The sequence below is a fragment of the Subtercola endophyticus genome (assembly GCF_021044565.1).
Lineage (GTDB): Bacteria > Actinomycetota > Actinomycetes > Actinomycetales > Microbacteriaceae > Subtercola > Subtercola endophyticus.
On record NZ_CP087997.1, the window covers coordinates 91060 to 106761 of the forward strand.

Sequence of the window (15702 nt, forward strand, 5' to 3'; positions counted from 1 at the left end):
GGGGCATCGGGCCGCGCCTGATCATACAAAGCAGGGTTTCACCGCTCACATCGAGCGGCTGGCCCCCACGGCATACCTGCCCCCGACGAGCCCCCTGCGGCTTGCAAGCAGGTCCGCGTTCGAATGCGAATATGCAACCAACTGTCACCGTGCAGTAAACACAAGGAGTTACGTTAGTGCCTACCATTCAGCAGCTGGTCCGTAAGGGCCGAACGCGCAAGGTCACGAAGACCAAAGCGCCTGCTCTCAAGTCCAACCCGCAGCAGCGCGGCGTGTGCACCCGTGTGTACACCACCACGCCCAAGAAGCCGAACTCGGCCCTGCGTAAGGTCGCCCGCGTCAAGCTGTCCAACGGCACTGAGGTGACCGCCTACATTCCCGGTGAAGGCCACAACCTGCAAGAGCACTCGATGGTGCTCGTGCGCGGCGGTCGTGTGAAAGACCTGCCCGGTGTTCGTTACAAGATCGTTCGCGGCGCCCTCGACACCCAGGCCGTCAAGAACCGCAAGCAGGCTCGCAGCCGCTACGGCGCGAAGATGGAGAAGAAGTAATGCCTCGTAAAGGTCCCGCTCCCAAGCGCCCCGTCGTCGCAGACCCCGTCTACGGCGCACCCATCGTCAGCCAGCTCGTCAACAAGATCCTGCTCGACGGCAAGAAGGGTCTCGCCGAGAAGATCGTCTATGACGCACTCGAAGGCGTATCGAATAAAAACGGCGCCGACGCTGTTGTAACTCTTAAGAAGGCGCTCGACAACGTGCGCCCGACCATCGAGGTCAAGAGCCGCCGTGTCGGTGGCTCGACGTACCAGGTGCCCGTCGAGGTCAAGCCTCACCGCGCCAACACCCTTGCACTGCGCTGGCTCACCACCTACGCAAAGGGTCGTCGCGAGAAGACCATGACCGAGCGTCTCACCAACGAGATCCTCGATGCATCGAACGGTCTGGGCGCCGCTGTGAAGCGTCGTGAAGACACTCACAAGATGGCCGAGTCGAACAAGGCCTTCGCGCACTACCGCTGGTAAAACCTGCAGTATTTATGAGTTCGGATGCGCCCGGCTGATGTTTGCACATCAGCCGGGCGCATCCGAACCCGTATAAAGCTCGATTGAGCTTGAACTCTTCTCGCAATACATATCGGAGGAAATCCGTGGCACAGGACGTGCTTACCGACCTGAACAAGGTCCGCAACATCGGCATCATGGCCCACATCGATGCCGGCAAGACCACCACCACCGAGCGCATCCTGTTCTACACGGGCATCACTCACAAGATCGGTGAAGTGCACGACGGCGCCGCCACGATGGACTGGATGGCGCAGGAGCAAGAGCGCGGCATCACCATCACGTCGGCCGCGACCACGTGTTTCTGGAACAACCACCAGATCAACATCATCGACACCCCCGGTCACGTCGACTTCACGGTCGAGGTGGAGCGTTCGCTCCGCGTGCTCGACGGTGCCGTCGCCGTCTTCGACGGTAAAGAGGGCGTCGAGCCCCAGTCGGAGACCGTTTGGCGCCAGGCCGACAAGTACGACGTTCCGCGTATCTGCTTCGTCAACAAGATGGACAAGCTGGGCGCCGACTTCTACTTCACCGTCGACACCATCGTGAAGCGCCTCGGCGCTCGCCCGCTGGTCATTCAGCTGCCCATCGGCGCCGAATCGAGCTTCGAGGGTGTTGTCGACCTGGTCGAGATGCGCGCGCTGACCTGGCGCGGCGACTCGAAGGGTGACGTCGAGCTCGGCGCGAAGTACGACATCGAGCCCATTCCCGCAGACCTGCAGGAACTGGCCGACGAGTACCGCGAGAAGCTCATCGAGGTCGTCGCCGAGACCAGCGACGAGCTGCTCGAGCGTTACCTCGTCGGTGACACCGACTTCTCTGTCGCAGAGATCAAGGCGGCCATCCGCAAGCTCACCGTCAACAGCGAGATCTACCCGGTGCTCTGTGGTTCTGCGTTCAAGAACCGCGGTGTGCAGCCGATGCTCGATGCTGTCGTCGACTACCTGCCGAGCCCGCTCGACGTTCCGAACGTCGAGGGCCACGACGTGCGCGACGAAGAGATCATCATCTCGCGCGGCGCCAACTCGACCGATCCGTTCGCCGCTCTGGCGTTCAAGGTCGCGGTTCACCCGTTCTTCGGTCGTCTGACCTACATCCGGGTCTACTCGGGTCACGTCGCCTCCGGTGCGCAGATCATCAACGCCACCAAGGGCAAAAAAGAGCGCATCGGCAAGATCTTCCAGATGCACGCCAACAAGGAGAACCCGGTCGACTCGGTGACCGCCGGTCACATCTACGCGGTCATCGGCCTGAAAGACACCACTACCGGTGACACCCTGGCCGACCCGGCGCACCCCGTCGTGCTGGAGTCGATGACGTTCCCCGAGCCCGTCATCGAGGTCGCCATCGAGCCGAAGACCAAGGCCGACCAGGAGAAGTTGGGCCTGGCCATCCAGAAGCTGGCTGAAGAAGACCCGACCTTCCGCACCGAGCAGAACCAAGACACCGGCCAGACGGTCATCAAGGGAATGGGCGAGCTTCACCTCGACATTCTCGTCGACCGTATGCGTCGTGAGTTCAACGTCGAGGCGAACGTCGGCAAGCCTCAGGTGGCTTACCGTGAGACGATTCGTCGCACGGTCGAGAAGCACGACTACACCCACAAGAAGCAGACGGGTGGATCCGGTCAGTTCGCGAAGATCCAGATCTCCATCGAGCCTCTTGAGGTCACCGCTGAGAAGATCTACGAGTTCGAGAACAAGGTGTCGGGTGGCCGCGTGCCGCGCGAGTACATCCCCTCGGTCGACCAGGGCTTCCAGGCGGCTATGGCCGTGGGCGTGCTGGCCGGGTATCCGATGGTCGGTGTGAAGGGCATCCTGCTCGACGGCGCGTCGCACGACGTCGACTCGTCAGAAATGGCGTTCAAGATTGCCGGCACCATGGCGTTCAAGGAGGCGGCTCGCAAAGCGCAGCCCGTTCTGCTCGAGCCGCTGATGGCCGTGGAGGTGCGCACCCCTGAGGATTACATGGGTGACGTCATCGGCGACCTGAACTCGCGTCGTGGCCAGATCCAGTCCATGGAAGACGCCACCGGCGTCAAGGTCATTCGCGCCAATGTTCCGCTGAGCGAGATGTTCGGCTACGTCGGCGACCTGCGGTCGAAGACCTCGGGCCGCGCGGTGTACTCGATGACTTTCGACAGCTACGCTGAGGTGCCGAAAGCCGTCGCAGACGAGATCATCCAGAAGAACAAGGGCGAGTAGCACGTAGCTGATCAGCGCGATGCTGATCAGCTACACTATTGCGGTTGCCCAAACACGTAAAATAAAGAAATCCCCCCGTAGAAATCTGAGAACTCAGGTGTCTACAACGAAGTCCTGAGGAGGACCCAGTGGCTAAGGCCAAGTTCGAGCGGACCAAGCCGCACGTAAACATCGGAACAATCGGTCACGTCGACCACGGAAAGACCACGCTCACCGCGGCCATTTCCAAGGTCCTTTCCGAGAAGTACCCCGAGTCCAACAAGACCTTCAACTTCGACCAGATCGACTCTGCGCCCGAAGAGAAGCAGCGTGGAATCACGATCAACATCTCGCACATCGAGTACGAGACCCCGAAGCGTCACTACGCTCACGTCGATGCCCCCGGCCACGCCGACTACATCAAGAACATGATCACCGGTGCCGCTCAGATGGATGGCGCGATCCTCGTGGTCGCCGCTACCGACGGCCCCATGGCCCAGACGCGTGAGCACGTTCTGCTCGCTCGCCAGGTCGGCGTTCCTTACCTGCTCGTCGCGCTGAACAAGAGCGACGCGGTCGACGACGAAGAGATCCTCGAGCTCGTCGAGCTCGAGGTTCGTGAGCTCCTCTCGAGCCAGAACTTCGACGGCGACAACGCCCCGGTCATCCGTGTTTCCGCTCTCAAGGCGCTCGAGGGCGACCCGGAGTGGACCGAGAAGATCGTCGAGCTGATGGACGCGGTTGACGAGTCGATCCCCGACCCGATCCGCGACAAGGACAAGCCGTTCCTCATGCCGATCGAAGACGTGTTCACGATCACCGGTCGTGGCACCGTCGTCACCGGCCGTGCAGAGCGTGGCACCCTCGCCATCAACTCCGAGGTCGAGATCGTCGGCATCCGCCCGACGCAGAAGACCACGGTCACGGGTATCGAGATGTTCCACAAGCAGCTCGACGAGGCATGGGCCGGCGAGAACTGTGGTCTGCTTCTTCGTGGCACCAAGCGCGAAGACGTCGAGCGCGGCCAGGTCGTCGTCAAGCCCGGTTCGGTCACCCCGCACACCGGCTTCGAGGGCACCGCGTACATCCTGTCGAAAGACGAGGGTGGACGTCACAACCCGTTCTACACGAACTACCGTCCGCAGTTCTACTTCCGCACCACCGACGTCACCGGCGTCATCACGCTGCCCGAGGGCACCGAGATGGTCATGCCCGGCGACACCACCGACATCAGCGTTGAGCTCATCCAGCCCATCGCTATGGAGGAGGGCCTCGGCTTCGCCATCCGTGAAGGTGGCCGCACCGTCGGCGCCGGAACGGTGACCAAGGTCACCAAGTAGCACGAGCTGTACACAGAAGGGCCGCACTCCTCCGGGGGTGCGGCCCTTCTTCGTTGTGCACGCGTTTCTCGTTCGCCACTGAGGTCGTTGTGACGCATCTGAGGTCGTCGCAGCTGCCTCAACGTGGGCGTCACCACCTCAATTCGCGTGAGAGGCCCGTGCCTGGGCAGAGGTGTGCACAGGCTGGGGGTGAGGCGCGTTGCGCACAGATGCGAAGCTTGAGCAATTGCGCGCGCGAGGTTGGCGCTGAGATAGAAACATGGAATTGTCTCAGAATGGCGCTGCAGGAATCCTCGATGTCGGCGAGCCCGCAGCGGTACACCTGGATGCGCGCGAGATACGAAACTCAGCGAAAACCGGGCAGCGGGTGAGGTTGCGGCGCGGCATTTACGTCGAGGCAACTGATTGGCACGATGCGTCCGCGGCCGATCGATACCTCTTGCGGGTACGAGCCGTGGCTCGAAGTCGATCGAGACGCCCGATCTTCAGCTATTCGTCGGCAGCGGCATTGTGGCGCTTTCCGCGTATCGGCCCGTGGCCGGCAGACGTGCACATCACCGATGCACCCGAATCGGGCGGTCACAGCCGATATGGAGTGCGCTACCATCGTGAGCGCCTCTGCGAGAGTGACATCACAGTGTCGAACGGATTCCTGGTGACGACACCAGCCCGCACAATCATCGATTTGGCTCGACGCGCGTCGTTCCGCGAGGCCGTTGTGGCTGCCGATGCCGCACTAAACGAACGACGCACGCCCGAGCGGGGCCGGGTGCTGAAGACAGAGCTGGTAGAGCAGGCGCAGAGCTCGCTCCGGGGGGCTTCGCGAGCAGGCAGCGTCGTCTCCTTCGCGGATGGGCGGTCTGCAAACCCTGGGGAGACGCTCAGCCGCCTGGTGATGCTCGAGACTGGCCTCATCGCACCCGAACTGCAGACCGAGCATCCGAATCCCGACGGTGGCAAATACTTCACCGACTTCGAATGGCCAGCGTATAAGATCATCGGCGAATTCGATGGTCGCGGAAAGTATCTGAAAGACGAGTTCTTGGGTGGCCGTGCTCCGGGTGAGGTGGTCTACGAAGAGAAGCGTCGTGAAGACCATCTACGAGCCGAGGGCAATACAGTCGCACGCTGGGGCTGGCGTGAGCTGCACGAGCCGGGCCGCCTGCTCGCCATGCTGTCTGCCGCGGGCGTGCCTTATCGTTCCTCGCGCCGTGCCCCCGGCTCCGCGAAGCCAGCCGGGCCGCTCCTGTTGAGGTAGTTGCGCCGATACTGAGGCGGTCATACCGCCCGCAGTAGCAGTACAACTACCTCAGATCGACGCGCGAGGCGCGATGGGCGATGGGCGAGGGGCGATGGGCGTGCGAGTGAGGGCAGAGCGGGCCGGCGTCAAGGGCCCTGGGCGCGTGACGCGGAGGGCGCGGCGCGGCGGTAACGTGATGGCATGGTGAGGCTCAGGCGCAGCAACGTTGCCGGCAAGGGGTACCGACGGGTTCGGGCCGGAACGGGGTTCACGTACAAAGACCTGAACGGCGACGTGCTCAGAGACGACGAACTGCGGGCGCGCATCCAGCACCTGGCCATACCGCCCGCCTGGAGCGACGTGTGGATCGCCCCGTACGCGAACGGCCACATTCAGGCCACGGGTATCGACGCCGCGGGCCGGCGCCAGTACATCTACCACCCGACCTGGCGCGAACAGAAAGACCGCATCAAGTTCGACCGCGCGCTGATGCTGGCCGAAGCGCTGCCGACGGCACGCGGAAAGGTCACGCGAGACTTGCGGCACGAGCATCCCGACCGTGAGCGGGCGTCGGCGGCGGCATTCCGGATGCTCGATCAGGGCTCTCTGCGGGTCGGAAGCGAGCGGTACGCAGAACAGCACGGCAGCTTCGGCCTCTCCACGCTGCTCTGCGCACACGTGAACGTCAGCGGGGACGACGTGCACCTGAAGTTCCCTGCCAAGAGCGGGCAGCCCTGGGAGTCGGACATCCGCGACGCCGAACTCGCCCAGGTCATTGCGGGGCTCAAGCGGCGAGGGCCGAACGCGCACCTGCTCGCGTTCCATACCGAGACGCACCCGCACACGACAGCCGAGCATCCGAAGCCCGCAACACGAGCCGTCTGGCACCCGCTCGACGCGACCGAGATCAACGCCTACGTGCGCGAGCAGACCGGGGGAGACTTCACCGCGAAAGACTTTCGCACCCTGCACGGCACCATCGCGGCGGCCGTGAGCCTGGCCAAGGCCGGGCCGCAGACCTCGGAGTACAAACGCAAGCGCGCCATCGCGCAGAGCATGCGCGATGCCGCAGCCGTGCTCAGCAACACCCCCACCATCGCCCGCACCAGTTACGTCGACCCGCGCATCGTCGACAAGTACACCGAAGGCATCACTATCGACCCCTCCCGCCTCGCCTCAGCCGAAACCGAGCTGCGAAACCTGCTCTACGAGTAGCAGCCCCCCGCAACCCGGCTTCTCTCGGCGGCGCGGGCGGCGTGTGACATATGTCATGGCGAATCCGTGACGAGAAGACACGACGCGAGACCCGAAACGCGCGATGATCGTTGCATGGCACATACAACGCTCAGCGCCCCCCGGGTCGACACCGATACGAAGAGCGAAGCCGTCGCTCTGCGCGGCCTCACCAAGAGCTTCGGCAGGGTGCAGGCCGTCAAGAACGTCGATCTGACCGTGAAACCCGGCGAGATCGTCGCCTTTCTGGGCCCGAACGGAGCCGGAAAGACCAGCACGGTCGACATGATCCTCGGCCTCAGCAAGCCCGACGCGGGCGAGGTCACCATCTACGGCATGGCCCCGCACATCGCAATCGCCCGCGGCCAGGTCGCCGCGGTCATGCAGACCGGCGGCCTGCTACGGGACCTCACTGTGCGAGAGACCATCGTGCTCACCGCCACGCTGTTCCCCGGTGCGAGACCCGTCGACGAGGTGCTCGACCGCGCGGGCATCCTCGATATCGGCGACCGCCGCGTCGGCAAGTGCTCCGGCGGGCAGCAGCAGCGCTTGCGCTTCGCCCTCGCCCTGCTGCCCGACCCCGACCTGCTCATTCTCGACGAGCCCACCACGGGCATGGATGTCGAGGGCCGCCGCGACTTCTGGAACGCCATCCGCGCCGACGCCGCCACCGGACGCACGGTCATCTTCGCCACCCACTACCTCGAAGAGGCCGACGCCTACGCCGACCGAATCGTGCTGATCCGCGAGGGCGAGATCGTCGCCGACGGAACGGCCGCCGAGATCAAGAACCTCGCCTCCGGCCGCACCGTGCGCGCGACCGTGAGCAACCTCGACCGGTCCGCACTCCGAGCGCTGCCGGGCGTGGACGACATCGAAGACCGCGGCGACGGCGTGCTCATCCACGCCAGCGATTCCGACGCCGTGGCGCGCTACCTGCTCACCGAGACGGATGCCCGTGACCTAGAAATCACGTCGCACAACCTCGAAGACGCCTTCCTGACGCTCACGTCATCACGAGCATCCAACCCGCCCGGCGGCGGCCGCAACAACCCTGCCGACCGCACCGATTCAAACGGGAGCACCTCATGACCACCGCCGTCACAACCCCCGAAGACCGCACGCGCATCGAACGCCGCATCCCACCGTTCGGCGGGTTCAACTTCACCTTTCTCGCCCTCGAGATTCGCCGCGTGCTGCGCAACCGCCGCACGCTCATCTTCACCATCGTCATGCCGGTCGTCTTCTTGGTACTCTTCGCGCTGCCGAACAAAGACCAGCCGCTCGGCAACACCGGCTACAGTTACGCCGCCTACGTGATGATCAGTTTTGCGGTCTACGGCGCGATGCTCGCTGCGACCAGCGGCGGCGGCATGGTCGCCGTCGAACGCGCCCAGGGCTGGAGCCGCCAGCTGCGCCTCACCCCGCTGCGCCCCGCCGCCTACATCACCATCAAGATGCTCTCGGCCATGTTCCTCGGCCTTATCGCGGTCGTGGCCGTGTTCATCGCCGGAGCCATCATGGGCATCACGATGCCCTGGCAGGTCTGGCTGCTCTCGGGTCTCGTCGCCTGGATCGGCTCCATGGTGTTCGCCACCCTCGGCCTCTTCGTGGGCTACCTCGTGCCGAGCGAGAACGTGATGCAGATTCTCGGCCCGCTGCTGGCGTTCCTGGCTCTGTTCGGCGGACTCTTCGTTCCGCTCGAGGTGCTGCCGCAGGTCTTACAAGACATCGCCAAGTGGACTCCCGCCTACGGCGTCGGCGCCATCGCGCGCACCCCGCTGCTCGGCAACGGCTTCGACTGGTGGGCGCTGGTGAACGTTCTCGCCTGGGGCACCATTTTCGGGCTGCTGGCGGCGCGCATGTTCCGGCGCGACACCAAGCGGGTCTGACCTGCATGTCAGCGGGCTCTGAGGCGACGCGAGACGGTGGGTTCGACGAGATGGATGCCCGGGCCGGCGGCCGGCGGTGGTACCTCGGCTCGACCGTGGGGCTCATCTGGCTGGCCTTTCCGATCTCGGTGCTGTGGACCAACGGGCTCCCACTTGCGCTCGAAATCGTCGGCCAGGTGCTGCTCGTGGCCTGGGCAGCGATCTACGTTCTGCTGCCGCCGCGATTGTGGGGCGCTCCACTGTCACGCAAGATTCTCTACACCGGTGCCTACTTCGTCACCACGCTGGTCTTCCTTCCCTTCATGGGGGTCGGTGTCACCTCGCTCTGGGTGTTCGTCGCAATCACGTTCGCCATGAGCGCCCCGCCCACCCGCATCGTCGCGCTCGTGGTCGGCGTGATCGCGGTGTTTTCCTTCGTGCTGATCTCGAGCGCCACTGGTGATCCGTCCAACGCATTCTGGCTGCCCCTCATCACCTTCTCGATCGCCATGATGATGTCGGCCTTCGCGCGTCAGCTCGAGCTGGTGCGGCGCCTTCGAGACGCGCAGGCCGAGACGGCGCGCCTCGCCGTCGAGCAGGAGCGCTCGCGGGTGGCGCGCGATCTGCACGACATTCTGGGCCACTCGCTGACCGTCATCACCGTCAAGGCAGAGTTGGCGGGACGACTCTTGCCCGAGCATCCGGAGCGCGCTGGCGTCGAGGTCGACGATATCGAACGGCTCGCCAGGGGCGCACTGGCCGATGTACGCTCGACGGTCACGGGATATCGCGGCGTGAACCTCGCCGCCGAACTCTCGGGTGCCAGAATCGCGCTGAACAGTGCTGGGATTCAGGCCGACCTGCCGAATACGGTCGATGCCGTACCGACCGACACCAGCCAGGTATTCGCCTGGGTGGTTCGAGAAGGAGTGACCAACGTGATCAGGCACTCGGGCGCCGCGCGCTGCACCATCGTGCTCGAGCCGCACTGCGTCGAGATCGTCGACGACGGGCGCGGCACCGGGTGCGATCCGGCCGCGGAACCTCTGTCGCGCGGCAACGGCCTCGCGGGCCTGCGTGAACGAGTCGCCGCGGTCGGCGGCTCGCTCTCTGCCGGCCCCGGAGCCGGCGGCGGCTTCGTCTTGCGGGTGACCGCGTGATCCGGCTGCTGCTCGCCGACGACCAGGCGCTCGTGCGCGGCGCTTTGGCCGCCCTGCTCGGCCTCGAACCCGACCTCGAGATCGTCGCAGAGGCTGAGCGCGGCGATGTCGTGGTCGAACTCGCCCGCGAAACCGATCCCGATGTCGCCCTGCTCGACGTCGAGATGCCGGGCCTCGACGGAATCGCCGTCACTGCCCGACTTCGCGAAGCGCTGCCCTCGTGCCGTGTGCTCGTGGTGACCACGTTCGGCCGCCCGGGCTACCTCAAGCGCGCCATGGCCGCCGGCGCCAGCGGATTCGTCGTCAAAGACACTCCCGCACGCCAGCTCGCCGATGCCGTACGCCGCGTGCACGCCGGCCAGCGCGTCGTCGACCCCGCACTCGCCGCGGAATCGCTCGCCTCGGGCGACAACCCGCTCTCCGCGCGCGAATCCGACATTCTGCGCGCCGCCCAGCGCGGCGGCAGCGTGGCCGACATCGCCGCGGCCCTCTTTCTCTCTGAGGGTACGGTGCGCAACTACCTCTCGAGCGCCATCGGCAAGACCGCCGCCCGCAGTCGTGCCGAGGCCGTGCGCATCGCTGAAGACAACGGCTGGCTGCTCAGCTGACTCCGGATGCCCGTGGCCCCGCCTGTCATCCGAAACCGGCATTCGTGGCCGAGACCGGCGGGTACACGTGACGCGCTCGGCCGCACGTGCCGGACTCGTGTTCGGTGCTACCAGGTAAACGTGGCCGCCGGACCGGGCACGAGCGCCACGTCGGCCGCGTCGAGCAGTGCACCGTCGTCACCCACGAACGCGAGCGAGGCGTGCTGCCCGGTCGCCCGATCGCGCGTCACCGAAACCCGCCCGCCCGGGTTGGGGTCGTACTCGTCGCCCCACTCCTGCAGTGCGATCAGCACAGTTTTGAGCGCGCGGCCCTCGTCGGTGAGGTGGTAACTGTAACGCTCGCGCGCCCCGGGCTCGCGGTAGGGGCGACGTTCGAGCACCCCAGCGTCGACGAGCGAGCTCAGTCGCGCCGTCAGTACATCGCTCGGAATTCCGAGGTTGTCGCGGAACTCCGAGAACCGGCTCTCACCGCGCAGCGCATTACGAACGATCAGCAGCGACCACTTTTCACCGATCAGGTCGAGGCTGCGATGAATGGAGCAGTGGTGTTCTGGCTTCACGCGGGAATTGTTTTCGGGGGGCACGGCTTAAGGCTAGAACCAGTGAGCTGCATTGGCAATTCAAATCTAGATGGATAGGCTACCGACATGACCACACCGAGTCACCGGTTCGCAAAGCGCGGGAGCTTCTGGGCATCCGCTGCGGTTCTCGCCCTCTGCCTGTGGTCGAGCGGCGCGCCCTCCGTGCTCTACCCGACCTACGCTGCCGAGTGGCACCTCTCGTCAACCGTGATAACGACGGTCTTCGCGACCTACCCCGTTGTCTTGCTGATCAGCCTGCTCGTCTTCGGCAACGTCTCCGACGCCATCGGCCGCCGCCGCGCCATGCTCGTCGGCATTGCCCTGATTCTGGTCTCCGGCGTGCTCTTCGCGTTCGCCCCCGACCTAACGTGGCTCTACATCGGCCGCGCCCTGCAGGGTGTCGGCACGGCGTTCGCCCTGGGAGCCGCGAGTGCATCGCTCGTCGAGAACAACACCTCGTCGAACCCGCGCCTGGCCAGCTCACTGACCACCGCATCCACCGCCCTCGGTCTCACGCTCGCCCTGCTCATCTCGGGAACCCTCGCCCAGTACGCGGCGTGGCCCGAAGGCCTCAGCTTCATCGTGCTCTCGGTCTTGAGCGCCCTCGTTTTCGTAGCCGTGTTCTTCATGCCCGAGGGGGCAGCGGATGCCCGCCCTGCCTGGCGCCCGCAGGCGATCCGTGTGCCCCGCGGCACTGTACGCGTGTTCATCGTGTCGACCCTGGCCGTGTCGCTGGCCTACTCTGTCGGCGCCGTCTTCCTCTCGCTCGGAGCCTCCATCGCGCGCGACCTCACCGGAACCACGAACCTGCTCGTCGTCGGCGCGCTGCTCGCCGTCTCGTCGATCATGATCGGCGGCACCGCGATCGTGCTGCAGCGCATCCACGCCCACGTCGCGGTGATCCTGGGCGCGGCGCTCTCGATCGTGGGGCTGCTGCTGCTCGAGGTGGTGGCGAGTTCCGGGTCACTCGGCCTCTTCTTGCTGTGGTGTGTCGTCGGTGGCGCCGGGTATTCGCTCGCCTTCATGGGCGGCCTGCAGCTGATCGGCCGGATGACCAAGCCCGAGCACCGCGGTGCGACGCTGTCGGCCGTGTACCTGTTCTCCTATCTCTTTCAGGCGCTCACGGCCGTGGGCGCGGGTATTCTGGCCACCGGCGTCGGTCTTGCGGCGTCGGTGGATATCGTGTCGCCGCTAGTAGGCGTTCTGGCCGTCGTGGTGGTCGTGCTCGCGCTCGTGGACTGGCGGCTGAGGGCCCGTGCTGCGGCGGTGCTGGTCTGATCCGACGGCGACACGCCGCCGCGACACGCCCGGGTTGCACGAACCCCCTCTCGTGTGGCAGAATCTTCTAGTTCAGTACTTCGGGTATTTCTGCGTTCACTCGCGGGTCACGCTCGATCACTACCAGGCAGTGCATAGCTATAGGTCCTTGATCTTGTAGGGCTAGGCCGCGGGTAGCAGAACGAAGCTTCAAAATCCCCTCTCGAAATGCGCGTACTTCTGTGCGTGTTTTTACAGTGTGCGTGCTCGCGGGTGGGGCTTTGACAGAAGAACAGTGTTCTAAGCGCGTCCAATGCAGGAGCGGCCCACCGGCCGGGATGGTACGACGCAAGACAAGAGAGATGAGTCAAACATGGCGGGACAAAAGATCCGCATTCGACTTAAGTCGTATGACCACGAGGTCATCGACAGCTCGGCGCGCAAGATCGTCGACACAGTCACGCGTGCGGGCGCAACCGTAGTCGGCCCCGTGCCGCTGCCGACCGAGAAGAACGTCATCGCGGTCATCCGTTCGCCTCACAAGTACAAAGACAGCTTCGAGCACTTCGAGAAGCGCACCCACAAGCGCCTGATCGACATCATCGACCCGACGCCCAAGGCTGTCGACTCGTTGATGCGTCTCGACCTTCCTGCCGATGTCAACATCGAGATCAAGCTGTAGGGAGCGACTGATGGCTACTACAACCAAGACCTCCAAGGGTCTGCTCGGCATCAAGCTCGGCATGACCCAGGTGTGGGACGAGAACAACCGTCTCATCCCCGTCACCGTCGTTCAGATCACCCCGAACGTCGTCACCCAGGTTCGTACCCCCGAGGTCGACGGCTACGAAGCCGTTCAGATCGCCGCGGGCCAGATCGACCCTCGCAAGGTGAACCAGCCGCTGACCGGTCACTTCGACAAGGCGGGCGTCACGCCTCGCCGTCACGTCACCGAGATCCGCACCGCTGACGCCGCCGAGTACACGCTCGGCCAGGAGCTGACCGTCGACGCCGTCTTCGAAGCCGGCAAGAAGGTCGACGTCGTCGGCACCAGCAAGGGCAAAGGCTTCGCCGGTGTCATGAAGCGTCACAACTTCAAGGGTGTCTCCTCATCGCACGGTTCGCACCGCAACCACCGCAAGCCCGGCTCGATCGGTGCCTCCTCGACTCCCAGCCGTGTCTTCAAGGGCATGCGCATGGCCGGTCGTATGGGTGGCGAGCGCGTCACCGTGCTCAACCTCGTCGTGCACTCGGTCGACGCGGAGAAGAACCTTCTCCTCGTCAAGGGCGCCGTTCCCGGCGGCCGTGGCCGTCTCGTTTTCGTTCGTACCGCAGTGAAGGGGGCGTAGCTCATGGCTGACGTTACCGTCGACATCATCGATGCTCAGGGCAAGAAGGCCGGCACAGTCGACCTTCCCGCCGAGCTCTTCGATGTACAGACCAACATCCCGCTCATCCACCAGGTCGTCGTCGCGCAGCTCGCTGCCGCACGCCAGGGCACTCACAAGACCAAGCGTCGTGGTGAGGTCTCCGGTGCCGGCCGCAAGCCGTTCAAGCAGAAGGGAACCGGTCGCGCTCGTCAGGGCTCGATCCGCGCTCCTCAGATGACCGGTGGTGGCATCGTGCACGGCCCGACCCCGCGCAGCTACGACCAGCGCACCCCCAAGAAGATGATCGCGGCAGCACTGCTGGGTTCACTCTCCGACCGGGCCCGCGGCAGCCGCGTGCACGTCGTCGACTCGCTGACCCTCGGGCCGGTTCCGTCGACCAAGACGGCCATCGCGCTGCTCGAGCAGATCGCCACCAGCAAGCACGTTCTCGTGGTTGTCGAGCGCGGCGACGACATCGCCGTGAAGAGCGTTCGCAACGTTCCCGAGGTGCACGTTCTGACCTACGACCAGCTGAACGCCTACGACGTTCTGGTGAGTGACGACATCGTCTTCACCAAGGGCGCCATCGACGGCTTCATCGCGTCAAAGACGAAGACTGAGGAGGTTGCAGCATGAGCGGCAACAACAAAGACCCCCGCGACATCATCATCTCGCCGGTCGTCTCCGAGAAGAGCTACAGCCTGATCGACGAGGGTAAGTACACCTTCATCGTGGCGCCCACCTCGAACAAGACCGAGATCAAGCTCGCTATCGAGAAGATCTTCGGCGTCGAGGTCAACTCGGTCAACACCATGAACAAGATCGGCAAGACCCGCCGTACCAAGTTCGGGCTGGGCAAGCGCAAAGACACCAAGCGTGCCATTGTCACCCTCAAGTCCGGCACCATCGACATCTTCACGGCTGTTGGCTGAGTCGGAATCCAGAGGATAAGAACATGGCTATTCGCAAATACAAGCCGACTACTCCCGGTCGTCGTGGCTCATCTGTTGCAGACTTTGCAGAGATCACCCGCACCACGCCCGAGAAGTCGCTGCTCCGCCCGCTGCCCAAGACCGGTGGCCGTAACAACGCCGGGCGCATCACGACCCGTCACATCGGTGGTGGCCACAAGCGCCAGTACCGCGTCATCGACTTCCGTCGTAATGACAAAGACGGCGTCAACGCCCGCGTTGCCGAGATCGAGTACGACCCGAACCGCACGGCTCGCATCGCGCTGCTGCACTTCGTCGACGGCACCAAGCGTTACATCATCGCGCCGAACAAGCTCAGCCAGGGCGACATCATCGAGTCCGGTGCCAGCGCCGACATCAAGCCGGGTAACAACCTGCCCTTGAAGAACATCCCCGTCGGTACCGTCATCCACGCGATCGAACTGAAGCCGGGGGGAGGCGCCAAGATGGCACGTTCAGCCGGTGCATCCGTTCGCCTCGTGGCGAAAGACGGCCCCTACGCCCAGCTTCGTCTGCCCAGTGGTGAGATCCGCAACGTGGATGCTCGCTGCCGCGCGACGATCGGCGAGGTCGGCAACGCCGAGCAGTCGAACATCAACTGGGGCAAGGCCGGCCGCAAGCGCTGGCTCGGCGTTCGCCCCACGGTTCGTGGTGTCGCGATGAACCCCGTCGACCACCCGCACGGTGGTGGTGAGGGCAAGACCTCCGGTGGTCGTCACCCGGTCAGCCCGTGGGGTCAGAAAGAGGGCCGCACCCGCCACCCCAACAAAGAGAGCGACAAGCTCATTGTTCGTCGCCGTAACGTCGGCAAGAAGCGTAAGTAGGAGT

General features: G+C 64.6%; 17 protein-coding genes. 16 read left to right on the forward strand and 1 reads right to left on the reverse strand.

Annotation, left to right across the window (positions count from 1 at the left end; translation table 11 throughout):
* Window positions 1–176: 176 nt before the first annotated feature.
* The 10 genes from rpsL (at window position 177) to LQ955_RS00460 (ending at window position 10695) form a co-directional block, all read left to right on the forward strand.
* Window positions 177–551, forward strand: a complete 375-nt coding sequence (gene rpsL / locus LQ955_RS00415) for a 30S ribosomal protein S12 (RefSeq protein WP_104242432.1) — start codon at window positions 177–179, stop codon at window positions 549–551.
* On the forward strand, window positions 551–1021 hold the full coding sequence (gene rpsG / locus LQ955_RS00420; RefSeq protein ID WP_231026292.1) for a 30S ribosomal protein S7: 471 nt from the start codon (window positions 551–553) through the stop codon (window positions 1019–1021). The genes rpsL and rpsG overlap by 1 nt, the downstream gene beginning before the upstream one ends.
* 125 nt (window positions 1022–1146) lie before the next feature.
* Complete coding sequence (gene fusA / locus LQ955_RS00425) at window positions 1147–3264, forward strand: elongation factor G (RefSeq protein WP_304961258.1); 2118 nt, start codon at window positions 1147–1149, stop codon at window positions 3262–3264.
* A 128-nt stretch (window positions 3265–3392) separates the two neighbouring features.
* Window positions 3393–4583, forward strand: coding sequence for an elongation factor Tu (tuf, locus tag LQ955_RS00430; protein ID WP_188675408.1), 1191 nt, complete (start codon window positions 3393–3395; stop codon window positions 4581–4583).
* Between the two features lie 454 nt (window positions 4584–5037).
* Entirely contained in the window at window positions 5038–5841 is an 804-nt protein-coding gene (locus LQ955_RS00435) for a hypothetical protein (RefSeq protein WP_231026293.1), read from the forward strand.
* Between the two features lie 183 nt (window positions 5842–6024).
* Entirely contained in the window at window positions 6025–7038 is a 1014-nt protein-coding gene (locus LQ955_RS00440; protein ID WP_231026294.1) for a DNA topoisomerase IB, read from the forward strand.
* Between the two features lie 114 nt (window positions 7039–7152).
* On the forward strand, window positions 7153–8148 hold the full coding sequence (locus tag LQ955_RS00445) for an ABC transporter ATP-binding protein (RefSeq protein WP_231026295.1): 996 nt from the start codon (window positions 7153–7155) through the stop codon (window positions 8146–8148).
* Entirely contained in the window at window positions 8145–8948 is an 804-nt protein-coding gene (locus tag LQ955_RS00450; protein WP_231026296.1) for an ABC transporter permease, read from the forward strand. Before LQ955_RS00445 ends, LQ955_RS00450 begins: the two co-directional genes overlap by 4 nt.
* Window positions 8949–8953: 5 nt before the next feature.
* Window positions 8954–10087, forward strand: coding sequence for a sensor histidine kinase (locus LQ955_RS00455; RefSeq protein ID WP_231026297.1), 1134 nt, complete (start codon window positions 8954–8956; stop codon window positions 10085–10087).
* Entirely contained in the window at window positions 10084–10695 is a 612-nt protein-coding gene (locus LQ955_RS00460; protein WP_231026298.1) for a response regulator transcription factor, read from the forward strand. The genes LQ955_RS00455 and LQ955_RS00460 overlap by 4 nt, the downstream gene beginning before the upstream one ends.
* Window positions 10696–10802: 107 nt before the next feature.
* Here LQ955_RS00460 and LQ955_RS00465 read toward each other — a convergent pair whose 3' ends face one another.
* Window positions 10803–11279: a winged helix-turn-helix transcriptional regulator gene (locus tag LQ955_RS00465; RefSeq protein ID WP_231026299.1), complete on the reverse strand. Its 477-nt coding sequence runs from the start codon at window positions 11277–11279 to the stop codon at window positions 10803–10805.
* 63 nt (window positions 11280–11342) lie between these two features.
* On the opposite strand from LQ955_RS00465, the gene LQ955_RS00470 reads away from it, so the two are divergent.
* From LQ955_RS00470 to rplB, 6 genes are all read left to right on the forward strand, one after another.
* Window positions 11343–12554: an MFS transporter gene (locus LQ955_RS00470; protein ID WP_231026300.1), complete on the forward strand. Its 1212-nt coding sequence runs from the start codon at window positions 11343–11345 to the stop codon at window positions 12552–12554.
* A gap of 352 nt (window positions 12555–12906) precedes the next feature.
* Entirely contained in the window at window positions 12907–13215 is a 309-nt protein-coding gene (gene rpsJ / locus LQ955_RS00475; RefSeq protein WP_104242452.1) for a 30S ribosomal protein S10, read from the forward strand.
* A 10-nt stretch (window positions 13216–13225) separates the two neighbouring features.
* Entirely contained in the window at window positions 13226–13882 is a 657-nt protein-coding gene (gene rplC / locus LQ955_RS00480) for a 50S ribosomal protein L3 (RefSeq protein ID WP_231026301.1), read from the forward strand.
* A gap of 3 nt (window positions 13883–13885) precedes the next feature.
* Window positions 13886–14539 carry a 50S ribosomal protein L4 gene (gene rplD, locus LQ955_RS00485; protein ID WP_231026302.1) on the forward strand — a complete coding sequence of 218 codons (654 nt, stop codon included), beginning with the start codon at window positions 13886–13888 and terminating at the stop codon, window positions 14537–14539.
* Window positions 14536–14835, forward strand: a complete 300-nt coding sequence (rplW, locus tag LQ955_RS00490; protein ID WP_231026303.1) for a 50S ribosomal protein L23 — start codon at window positions 14536–14538, stop codon at window positions 14833–14835. The genes rplD and rplW overlap by 4 nt, the downstream gene beginning before the upstream one ends.
* A gap of 23 nt (window positions 14836–14858) precedes the next feature.
* Window positions 14859–15698 (forward strand): 50S ribosomal protein L2, encoded by an 840-nt coding sequence (rplB, locus tag LQ955_RS00495; protein ID WP_231026304.1) that lies wholly within the window; start codon window positions 14859–14861, stop codon window positions 15696–15698.
* Window positions 15699–15702: the final 4 nt, after the last annotated feature.

What these genes read in the sequence shown, in the direction of transcription:
- LQ955_RS00440 (WP_231026294.1), top strand. Translation starts at nt 6,025, where the DNA reads ATGGTGAGGCTCAGGCGCAGCAACGTTGCCGGCAAGGGGTACCGACGG.
- LQ955_RS00450 (WP_231026296.1), top strand. Translation starts at nt 8,145, where the DNA reads ATGACCACCGCCGTCACAACCCCCGAAGACCGCACGCGCATCGAACGC.
- rpsJ (WP_104242452.1), top strand. Translation starts at nt 12,907, where the DNA reads ATGGCGGGACAAAAGATCCGCATTCGACTTAAGTCGTATGACCACGAG.
- LQ955_RS00445 (WP_231026295.1), top strand. Translation starts at nt 7,153, where the DNA reads ATGGCACATACAACGCTCAGCGCCCCCCGGGTCGACACCGATACGAAG.
- rpsG (WP_231026292.1), top strand. Translation starts at nt 551, where the DNA reads ATGCCTCGTAAAGGTCCCGCTCCCAAGCGCCCCGTCGTCGCAGACCCC.
- LQ955_RS00455 (WP_231026297.1), top strand. Translation starts at nt 8,954, where the DNA reads ATGTCAGCGGGCTCTGAGGCGACGCGAGACGGTGGGTTCGACGAGATG.
- rplC (WP_231026301.1), top strand. Translation starts at nt 13,226, where the DNA reads ATGGCTACTACAACCAAGACCTCCAAGGGTCTGCTCGGCATCAAGCTC.
- rplB (WP_231026304.1), top strand. Translation starts at nt 14,859, where the DNA reads ATGGCTATTCGCAAATACAAGCCGACTACTCCCGGTCGTCGTGGCTCA.
- rplW (WP_231026303.1), top strand. Translation starts at nt 14,536, where the DNA reads ATGAGCGGCAACAACAAAGACCCCCGCGACATCATCATCTCGCCGGTC.
- LQ955_RS00470 (WP_231026300.1), top strand. Translation starts at nt 11,343, where the DNA reads ATGACCACACCGAGTCACCGGTTCGCAAAGCGCGGGAGCTTCTGGGCA.
- rplD (WP_231026302.1), top strand. Translation starts at nt 13,886, where the DNA reads ATGGCTGACGTTACCGTCGACATCATCGATGCTCAGGGCAAGAAGGCC.